The organism is Bradyrhizobium sp. 31Argb (assembly GCF_043638955.1).
In the GTDB taxonomy this organism is placed as follows: Bacteria; Pseudomonadota; Alphaproteobacteria; order Rhizobiales; family Xanthobacteraceae; genus Bradyrhizobium.
Window position 1 is genome coordinate 1 of sequence record NZ_JBEGDB010000306.1, and the last position, 9156, is coordinate 9156.

General features: G+C 62.1%; 9 protein-coding genes. 4 read left to right on the plus strand and 5 right to left on the minus strand.

The window, feature by feature from the left end:
• Nucleotides 1–68: 68 nt before the first annotated feature.
• The 4 genes from AAFX91_RS35290 to AAFX91_RS35305 all read right to left on the minus strand — a co-directional run bounded on the left by AAFX91_RS35290 (nucleotide 69) and on the right by AAFX91_RS35305 (nucleotide 4795).
• The gene (locus AAFX91_RS35290; RefSeq protein ID WP_130583942.1) at nucleotides 69–371 is read right to left on the minus strand and encodes a hypothetical protein; all 303 of its coding nucleotides are present in this window, start codon (nucleotides 369–371) and stop codon (nucleotides 69–71) included.
• 211 nt (nucleotides 372–582) lie between these two features.
• Nucleotides 583–2622 carry an NAD(+) synthase gene (locus AAFX91_RS35295; RefSeq protein ID WP_394569619.1) on the minus strand — a complete coding sequence of 680 codons (2040 nt, stop codon included), beginning with the start codon at nucleotides 2620–2622 and terminating at the stop codon, nucleotides 583–585.
• A gap of 155 nt (nucleotides 2623–2777) precedes the next feature.
• Complete coding sequence (locus AAFX91_RS35300) at nucleotides 2778–4433, minus strand: copper resistance D family protein (protein ID WP_394569620.1); 1656 nt, start codon at nucleotides 4431–4433, stop codon at nucleotides 2778–2780.
• Between the two features lie 2 nt (nucleotides 4434–4435).
• Nucleotides 4436–4795 (minus strand): copper resistance CopC family protein, encoded by a 360-nt coding sequence (locus tag AAFX91_RS35305; RefSeq protein ID WP_394569621.1) that lies wholly within the window; start codon nucleotides 4793–4795, stop codon nucleotides 4436–4438.
• 528 nt (nucleotides 4796–5323) lie between these two features.
• Between AAFX91_RS35305 and AAFX91_RS35310 the strand changes: the two genes are divergently transcribed.
• The 4 genes from AAFX91_RS35310 to AAFX91_RS35325 all read left to right on the plus strand — a co-directional run bounded on the left by AAFX91_RS35310 (nucleotide 5324) and on the right by AAFX91_RS35325 (nucleotide 8500).
• Nucleotides 5324–5614: a hypothetical protein gene (locus AAFX91_RS35310; protein WP_130579905.1), complete on the plus strand. Its 291-nt coding sequence runs from the start codon at nucleotides 5324–5326 to the stop codon at nucleotides 5612–5614.
• Between the two features lie 555 nt (nucleotides 5615–6169).
• On the plus strand, nucleotides 6170–7306 hold the full coding sequence (locus AAFX91_RS35315; RefSeq protein ID WP_130579904.1) for a serine hydrolase: 1137 nt from the start codon (nucleotides 6170–6172) through the stop codon (nucleotides 7304–7306).
• Nucleotides 7307–7367: 61 nt separating this feature from the next.
• On the plus strand, nucleotides 7368–7583 hold the full coding sequence (locus tag AAFX91_RS35320) for a hypothetical protein (RefSeq protein ID WP_394569622.1): 216 nt from the start codon (nucleotides 7368–7370) through the stop codon (nucleotides 7581–7583).
• Nucleotides 7584–7669: 86 nt separating this feature from the next.
• On the plus strand, nucleotides 7670–8500 hold the full coding sequence (locus AAFX91_RS35325) for a C1 family peptidase (protein ID WP_130579902.1): 831 nt from the start codon (nucleotides 7670–7672) through the stop codon (nucleotides 8498–8500).
• Here the strand turns inward: AAFX91_RS35325 and AAFX91_RS35330 are convergent.
• Nucleotides 8446–9078: an ABATE domain-containing protein gene (locus AAFX91_RS35330; protein WP_394569623.1), complete on the minus strand. Its 633-nt coding sequence runs from the start codon at nucleotides 9076–9078 to the stop codon at nucleotides 8446–8448. The genes AAFX91_RS35325 and AAFX91_RS35330 overlap by 55 nt on opposite strands.
• Between the last annotated feature and the right edge of the window lie 78 nt (nucleotides 9079–9156).

Consider the following 9156-nt stretch of genomic DNA (forward strand, 5'->3'; position numbering starts at 1 on the left):
GCTTCCTCCTAAAAGAAAGCCTTGAATCACGTTCAATCTGATTTGAGAATCCCAAGAGTCCACACGGCCTAGTGGCGTCCAGCGGCGGTGGCCTTGCGCGGCGTTGCGGGCTTGCCGTGTGGGTTGTGATTGGGGCCGTGCCGGCCGTTCGCCGCCGTCGGCAACTCGACAGGCGTGTGGCGCTGCTCCTTGGCGTCGAACACGGTTACATGAAGCTTCGGATGTCGCTTCTTGATCTCGATCGCGGCCTTCTCGGCGGCCTCGTAGCTTTCGTGCTCGGACTTCAATTGCCGATCGACGGCGACATGAAAAGGCTTCGTGAGCGATGGCTTGACTGACTTTCGAGCCGAACCCGCGACGTTATTGGCCATCGACGTTCTTACCGGCCCGATTCGGGTCGAGAAACCTGCTTTCCGTGAGGGACCGCGTTGCTTGCTCCTGGGCATTGGTCGACCCTTCTCAAGAACATGCCGGCATCTACGGACGGACACCTTCGTTCAGCCCATTTTCCGCTGCCGGAGCGTTGAGCTTGGTCAATAACAACGCAAATCAGCTCCGGCGGTGCCTATCGGTCTGTCGGCATCAGGCGGACGGAACGTTTCGTTCCAGATCCTCCAACCATGCCGCAGCGCTGGCGTCGGAGGGAGCGCGCCAATCGCCGCGGGGCGACAGGGACCCTCCCGACGAAACCTTGGGGCCGTTTGGCATCGCGGAACGCTTGAACTGGCTGAACGCGAAAAACCGCCGCAGGAAGACCTCGAGCCAGCGCCTGATATCGGCAAGCTGATAGGCCTTGCGTCGGTCGGTTGGAAACGCAGCCGGCCATTCGCCCTTGGCGACATCGTTCCAGGCATGCCAGGCGAGGAACGCGATCTTCGACGGCCGGAAGCCGAATCGAAGCGTATAGAACAGATTGAAGTCCTGTAGCTCATAGGGTCCGACGGCCGCTTCCGTGCTCTGCGGGGTCTCGCCGGCCTGAACAGGCACCAGTTCAGGCGAAATCTCCGAGGCCAGAATGGCGCGCAACGTCTTTGCGACTTCATCGTCGAATTGTCCTGTCGCGATGACCCAGCGGATCAAATGCTGGATCAACGTCTTCGGCACGCCGGCGTTGACGTTATAGTGCGCCATCTGGTCGCCGACACCATAGGTGCACCATCCGAGCGCCAGTTCGGAGAGGTCGCCGGTGCCGATGACGATCCCTCCGCGATAATTGGCGAGGCGGAAGAGATAGTCGGTGCGGAGCCCCGCCTGCACATTCTCGAAGGTGATGTCATAGACCGGCTCGCCGCGCCCCGCGGGATGATCGATGTCGCGGAGCATCTGCGTGGCGGCCGGGCGGATATCAAGCTCGCCGGCGCTCACCTGCAGCGCCTGCATCAAGGCCAGGGCATTGGCCTTGCTTTCGCTGCCGGTCGCAAAGCCCGGCAGCGTGTAGGCGAGAATGTTCGATCGCGGCAATCCGAGAAGATCGATCGCCTTGGCGGCAACGATCAAAGCGTGCGTGGAATCGAGCCCGCCCGACACGCCGATTACCACGCGCTTCGTGCCGATGGCCCGCAGCCGCTGCACCAGGCCCGCGACCTGAATGTTGTAGGCCTCGTAGCAATCCTGATTCAGGCGGCTCTGGTCGCTGGGCACGAATGGGAAGCGTTCGACCTTCCTCGCAAATCCGATGTCCGTCATCGGAGGCCGTAGCGAGTAGCCGATCTTCCGATAGGCGCCGGCACTCTTCTGCCTTCGATTGTCGTCGAAGGTGCTCATCAGGGAGCGTTCCTGACGCAGCAGGTCCAGATCGATGTCGGCGATCGTGATCTGTCCGTCCTGGCGGAAGCGCTCACCCTCCGCCAAAAGCACGCCGTTCTCGAAAATGGAGGTCTGGCCGTCCCAGGCCAGATCGGTGGTCGATTCCCCGATCCCGGCCGCGGCATAGACATAGGCGGCGAGGCAGCGCGCGGAGCAGGATCGCGACAGAAGATCACGCGACAGCGCCCGGCCGATCGTGATCGGACTGCCCGAGAGATTTGCAAGCACGGTCGCCCCGGCCAACGCGAGTTCCGATCCCGGCGTCACCGGGATCCACATGTCCTCGCAGATCTCCACGCCGATGGTCAGTCCCGGAACATCGTCCGCCGCAAAGAGCAGGTCGACGCCGAAGGGTGCGCGAACGTCGCCAATCGTGACCTCCAACCCGGTCAGTCCCGCGCCGGAGGCAAAGTGACGGGTTTCGTAAAACTCCCGGTAGGTCGGCAGGTACGTCTTGGGAACGACGCCGAGAATGCGGCCACGGTGAATGACAACAGCGCAATTGTAGATCCGTGCCCCATGACGCAGCGGCGCGCCGACGATCAGGACCGTCATCAGCTCGGTCGATGCGGTCCGAATCCGCTCCAACCCTCGCTCCACCGCATCCAGGAGCGGATCCTGCATGACCAGATCTTCGATCGCATAGCCGCACAGACACAGTTCGGGAAATACCGCTGTTGCCACCGACTGCCTGTGGCAAGCGTCGGCGGCCTCGATGATCGCGGTCGCGTTGGCGGCCGGATCGGCCACGCGGGACACCGTGACGCAGGCGGCGGCCCGGGCGAAGCCGTGGCGGTAGATCGAATGGAAACTCATATGGCTCGGCTCCGTCCGGCAAGATCCGGTTGCAAGACAACTCCCCGGTCGATGCCGCGCCGTCAAGTCATCTCAATTGGGTCCAGTCTATTCGAACACGGGGCGGTGCCAAGCAGATCTACCGATCGCCGCGAAACGTCGATTTGCCGTTTGGGTCAAGCCTCCCGGTAATCGAGCAGGATCAGCCCGACGAGGATGAATGCCACGGGCCAGATCCAGGAGGCGATCCGGCTTGCCCTGCCGTCGAGACGCAGCTCCAGCCAGCGGGCCCATCCGGCAAGGATGCCGCATAGCGCCAGCGGCGTGTGGCTCATCTCGATCAGGAGCTGGTCCTTGATATTGGCGATGGCATGGGAATGGGTGAGCAGCAGTGCGCCGCCGATCGCGGTGGTCAGCGGAAACACCAGCGCCGCTTTGCTCTTCCTGAGCCCGCCGACCTGCACGCGCCACTCGAACAGACCAAACACGACGATCAGCAGCACGAAGATGCGATGCTGTGCGATCTCCGGATCGCGCAGCGATTCGAAAAAGCCGAACTGTCCGAGCGGCCACGCCGCTTCGTCGGCACGGAAGAACAGAAACATGGCCATGGCAAGAAACAGCAGCGGCCAGTGCCTCGCCCACCGGCCCCAGCGAAAATGCTGGATCAGGGCGAGAAGGCCGATGAGGATGACGAAGATCCCCGCCCAATGGTGGTTGAATTCCGACCAGGCGACATCCGCCGCGTTGCGGGGCAGGATCGTGCCCTCGCCTGGGACATAGGCCAGCGGTGCCGTTGTCCGCTGCGCATCGGCCGCAGCAATTTTTCTCTGCAATTCCGCGACGGTGAGCTTGTCATAATCAGGGCTTGATAGGCGGATCGGGAATTGCGGCGTGAACCGCTCGACGATTTCGGACCAGCTCACCCGGTCCTGGGCCAGACCGACGCCCGGCGGCAGCGACGTCAGCGAGGCGGCGGCAAAGATCACAGCCGCGCCGATCCCGATCTCCACTTCGGCGAACCGCTTCAGCCGGATGATCGGCGTTGAAGCGTCGCGGCGCAACCGGTCGACGGTGAAGAAGTTGAAGGCGCCGAGGGCGAGCAGCATCAGCAGCAGACAGACCTTCGCGCTTGTCATGACGCCATAGGCGGTGCCGTAGATCGCTTCGAAGGAGCCGATATAGCCGATCGACATCACGATGCCGCCGACGAGGATGGCGCCCACCGAAGCCATCGACATCAGGGAATAGCGCCGCCCGATCAGCTTCCAGTCAACCGGATCTTGACAGAGGTTGAGCGCAATCAGGAAGCACGGCAGGCCCCCGATCCAGACCGCGGCACCGAGCATGTGCAGCCCCCCTGAGACGAGGTAGGGCCATCGCAGGTCGAGACGACTGGCTGCGTGAGTGACCGAAAGCTGCGCGATCAAGATCACGGCGGCGAGGCCGACAAGAAAGAGAAGCCGTGATGTTTTCCACGACGCTCTTGCGAGAAGAGCAATGAGGAAGGCGCAAGCGGCGATCACGAGGTCCGCTCGTACGAAACCGGCCCCGGCGGCCTCCGCCCACGAAAGCTCGAGCGTGCCGACAAGCGCGAGCGCGTTAAGTACGAGCGAGCAAAGCGTGAAGATGCCCAAGAGGAACGAGCTGATAAGAAGAAATGTCCGGCAACGGCTGCCAGTCTTGGCGCTCTCGACGGAAAGCCAGGGCTCGAGCGGTTGCAGCAGCACAAGCAGGAACGCAAGCGTGCCGAGCGTGAAAGTCTGGCTCGTGAGAATCAGCCCCCGCAGAACGACGGACAGGAAGCCGAAAATGTCGAGAAAGAGCGACACGGCTATCGCACGGTGAACGGAATATCGCCGCGCGTGATGTGCCCGTCGACGCTCAGCACCTGCCAGCGCAGACGCCAAGCACCAGGGCTGAGACCTTTTGCCTCGGCATCCAGGGCATCGGGCGGCGAGTCGGTCGCCGGTGTGAGCCGCTGCTCTGTCCCACCAGCGCCGATCAGGGTCACTTTTGAACGATCGTGATCGATCCGACTATTGAACTGCAGATGGATCGGCACATTGGCGGCAGGCATGACCGCGTCGGCCGCGGGCGACGACTTGATCACGATGGCGTGCGCCGTGGCCTCTTGGAGAGAAAGCAAGAGAAGGAGCAGTGCCGAAAACGGTAATTGAATTCTGGGTCTCATGCGCGGCGGACTATTCGTGTGGAGAAGGCATGTAGTCTTTTCGGCGGTTCTCATGACCAAGCTTACTGACGTGGCTGTACGAACCAGTCCCATATCGCGATTGACATGCGTTCGTTGAATTCGGCGTCAACTATCCACTGGATATCGGGTAAAGACCGCGTGAACTCAGCGAAGGAGCGCCGAGCCGATTGGGCGGGAAACTCCGCTCACCGCATCGAAATGCGAAAAAATGATACGACATCGTTTTGTTAAGTCAAGCGCATTCCAACCGCCGCGGCCTTGAAGCAGCTAGCGTGACGCTGCCGGCACACAGGATATATGGCGCACCGTTTGACGGCTCAAACAACGGTACGCCAAACCACACTTCGGTTACGGATGTAGCCGCTCAGTCCGCGCGCGTCATGATCCGGTAGCAGAGCTAGCCAACATTTGACAGCACAGGGATCGACGAGCGGCGCACCGCAAAGCTGACGGAGCGCCTCATGAAGAGCTCTATCTGAGATCGGACGAAAGCCGGGTGCACGGATGATGTTTTCGGATCTAGCGTACTACCTGTTCACGGTCTTCAACGCTCTGCGGGTCATTTCCTATCTGCCGCAGATCTACAGGATCGCGCACGATACCAATGGTGCCTCAGCCATTTCCTATTCGACCTGGTTTCTCTGGACTGCCGCGAACGGATCAACGGCCGTCTACTCCTTCTCCAATCTCGGGGACATCACGCTGGGCTTGACCAACGGGTTCAACGCGCTGTGCTGTGTGATCGTCGTCGCGCTGACGGCGTTCAAGCACCGCCAGTTTCAATCGCAGGTCAGGTAGGACTGCGAGAGTCGACCACACTTGGCGTCCGCGAGTCCCAATGCGCGGTTCGATGTCGGACAGCCTGAGCGCCGAGCGGCAATCCATTCCGACAAGCGAGCCATTGAACCTGCATCACTCCGATCGCGTTTGTCTTTGTCGGGAGCTGGTTCCGTCGACCGCTGCAGCTAGCGAGGCAACAGACCCTATGGCGCGCCACGACGAAAGCATTCGGTACATATTTTCTTTGAATCTCATCTCCTGACGTTACCATCCGTAAGTTGTGCAGCCCGATTGTCCGCGCGACTACCCGAAAGGGTAGTGGTATTGAATCAGCGATGATCTAAAGTTGTTCGCTGAATAGCGCCAACCGAAGCACTCAAGCGCAAAGACCTTACAAAGTTTTCCGGCTACCGGCGACGCAAGTCGCCGAACAGAAGGATTGTGCCGATGGCCTTCCGGTTTCTCGCAAGTGGCGTCACGGCGTCGGAGGCACTCGCGGCGACCGCGTTTCCTTAAACTGCAACAGATACGTCGCCTCAGCGTCTGAGGCTGGCACGCGACTGGAGAAATGCGATGCAGAACGCGAACGGAATCAGCACAATAGTCGATCGCCTCTTTTCACCTCTTGTCGCACCTCTCGGGATCCCCGAGCCGAAGAAGTCCGTCGGAATCCTGGTCGGCGCGACGGTCGCCGGCCAGCGCTATTATTTCCGGTTCGGACAAGTCGACCTGCATGAGGGCGGCACCGGTTCGATTGAGGACACCGTGGTCTTCATCGGCTCGAACACCAAGGTGTTCACGGCAACGCTTCTGGCGCTCGCGGCGTCGCAGACCTCGGCGACGCAGGACACCCGCGTCACCGATCTGCTGCCGTCCGACATCATCCTGAAACAGCCCCACGGCGACATCCTGCTCTGGCACCTCGCCACCCACAGCGCCGGATTCCCGACCCCGGTATGCGGGCAGCGGCCGGCGTTCGGCGACTATCCGCTCTCGTCGCTGGGCGCATTCCTGAACGACTTCACGCCACCCTATAAACCCGGCAGGCACTGGGTCTACAGCAATCCGGGCTTCGCGCTTCTCGGCGTGCTGCTGTCGCATGCCTATGCTGGCGGCAATAGCGCGTTCAACTGGGACGCGACGTACCAGAACTGGCCGGCGCTTGTGGTCGACCGCGTGACGGCGCCGCTCGGCATGACGTCGACGCAAGTCAATTCCAGCGCCGTGAAGGCGAAGGTCGCGCAAGGCTACAATTACGTCCCGCCCACGAGCCTGCCGCCGTCCTACAAGACAGTCGAGCCGCCGGACTGGGTGCTGACTTCGGCGGGGCTCGGCGCCGGCGCGCTGTCTTCGACGCTCGCCGACATGCTGACGTTCCTGGAGGCCGAAGTCAGTCCGCCGGAGGGACATCTTGGCCTGGCGATGAGACAGACCCAGAAGGTCCACCCGCCGTCCAACGTGCTGTCCATGGGGCTCGGCTGGCAACTGTCCAACGACTACTTCGACAAGAACGGCGGCTTCGACGGCTACGAGACCTACATGGCTTTCGATGCCACGCACAAGGTCGGCGTGTTCGTGTTCGGCAACACCAGCGGCGGCGCGGGCGACGTGATCACGACGAACGGGCGCATCCTGCTCGGCGAGCTGCGCGGCATCCCGGCGATGCCGTCGACATTTCCGACTCCGCACACAATCCCGCAATGCCCGTGAGGCCGGAGATCGCACCATCGCGATCCCGACACGGTTTCTCATCGAAACGGAGCCTGACACCATGACGGATCATCGAGACCTATCGCTTCTTCAAGACAGCGCGTTGCCGAAGCATCTGCTGCAGGCCCGCGAAGCTGCAGCCGATCCCAATGAGGTGCAGCACGTCACGCTGCGGCTCGTGCCGCGCTGCGGCGACGAGGCTCTACTGGCGCGAGCGAGCGCGGCGACGAGCCAAAGCCGGTCCCGGCGCAAGACAGCGGAAGCCGTATCGCCATGACCGGTTCGCCGGCTGCAAGACCCCGCCGGGCGGCATGACCGCCCGGTCTCGTCCCGATCGTTCCACTTCACACAACGGAGGCTCTCATGTCGACGCAGGAAGCTGCTCTCAACGCCATCTTGAATCCAGGGTACGATCCGACAACCGCCGAGACCGGGCGCTCGATCCGGCCAGTGTTCGCCGGAGCGCTGCCCACATCTGCAACTGTCAATCCCGACTATCTGCCGCCACCGCAGGCTCAGGGCACGGCGCAGCACCAGGGCAGTCCGGGCAGTTGCGCCGCGTGGGCCTCGACCTATGGTCTTGCCACCTTCACCGCCGCTGCCGCGTCGAAGCAATCGCCGTCGACCGCGTCGCTGCAGGCGAGCCCGGCCCACATTTATATCCAAGTCATGAAGAGCTACGGCGTCAGCACCTGCAACGGCTCGCGGCTCAACTCCTATCTCGACCTTCTGACCCAGGCAGGAACGCCAAACTGGGCAACGGCGCCGTATTATCCGAGCTGCCCCGAGCTCTGGTCGAGCTATGATGCGAACCCGACCGTCGACGCGAGTTTCCAGATTCCCGGCTGGGCGATGGTGGACACGTCCGATCTCGATTCGATCAAGGCGGTGATCGCCAATGGCGGCGCGCTCTGCTACGGCACCGCGCTGAACGAGGGCTTCGGGAGCTACAACAGCACCTCGCCGAGTCCGATGACCGGCCCTTTCATCAAGGACAAGAGTCCGGACGGCAAGCTCGTCGGCCACTGCATGCTCATCATCGGCTACGACGACGACCAGCAAGCCATCCTGATCCAGAACAGCTTCGGCCCGGATTGGGGTCACCAGTGGAACGGCAGCGGCGGCTATATCTGGATGGGCTACAAGCTCTTCCAGTATCTGGCGCAAGGGAAGGCAATGTACGTCACGCCCTGATCGCCGGACGGGCGCTGGATCGCGACGGAGGAAGTGCTGGCACTGTGCCCGCCGGGCCTCCAAGCAGTAGCTCGACGCCGCCGTAGCCGCAGCGAAGGCCGCCTACCCGGCTTGGGCGGCCAACGGCGCGCACGCCCCCGCGTTCTATCCACGAACATCAAGGTACAACGGTGTCCTTCGCAGGCCTTGACGTATTGGAAATCCTCCTCGTACACAAGCTGCGCCATCGCTTGCGCGATTGGAAGCAGCAAGGCATCAGGCGATCGCCAGCGGCGCTGACGGCTCCATGCCAACCCCGAAACTGGCGCTTGATCCCCATCCCCCTTCGTCGGCCTCTTCCGAACGGTCTCACGAGCAACGATCCGGCCAAATTCCTCGTCCCTGATGAGTACGCGGTTTAGCGGCTCCAGTTCCTGGAGAACTCTCGGCTTGAGAGGCTTGCCCTTATACGCCTTGACGAATCCGCGAAACCACTCGCGCAGTTTGCGCGCTTGAGCCGCAACTGCATCAAACTCCCCCGCTACCGCCCTTCTGCGCAGATCAGCGACGACCTCGGGCGGCACCAAATCGGCTTGCAGAAGCGCATTGCCTCATCAAGAATGTTACCGGAGAACTGACCGTCAGGATTGGGGCGGCGACACCGAATCGGATCGGTG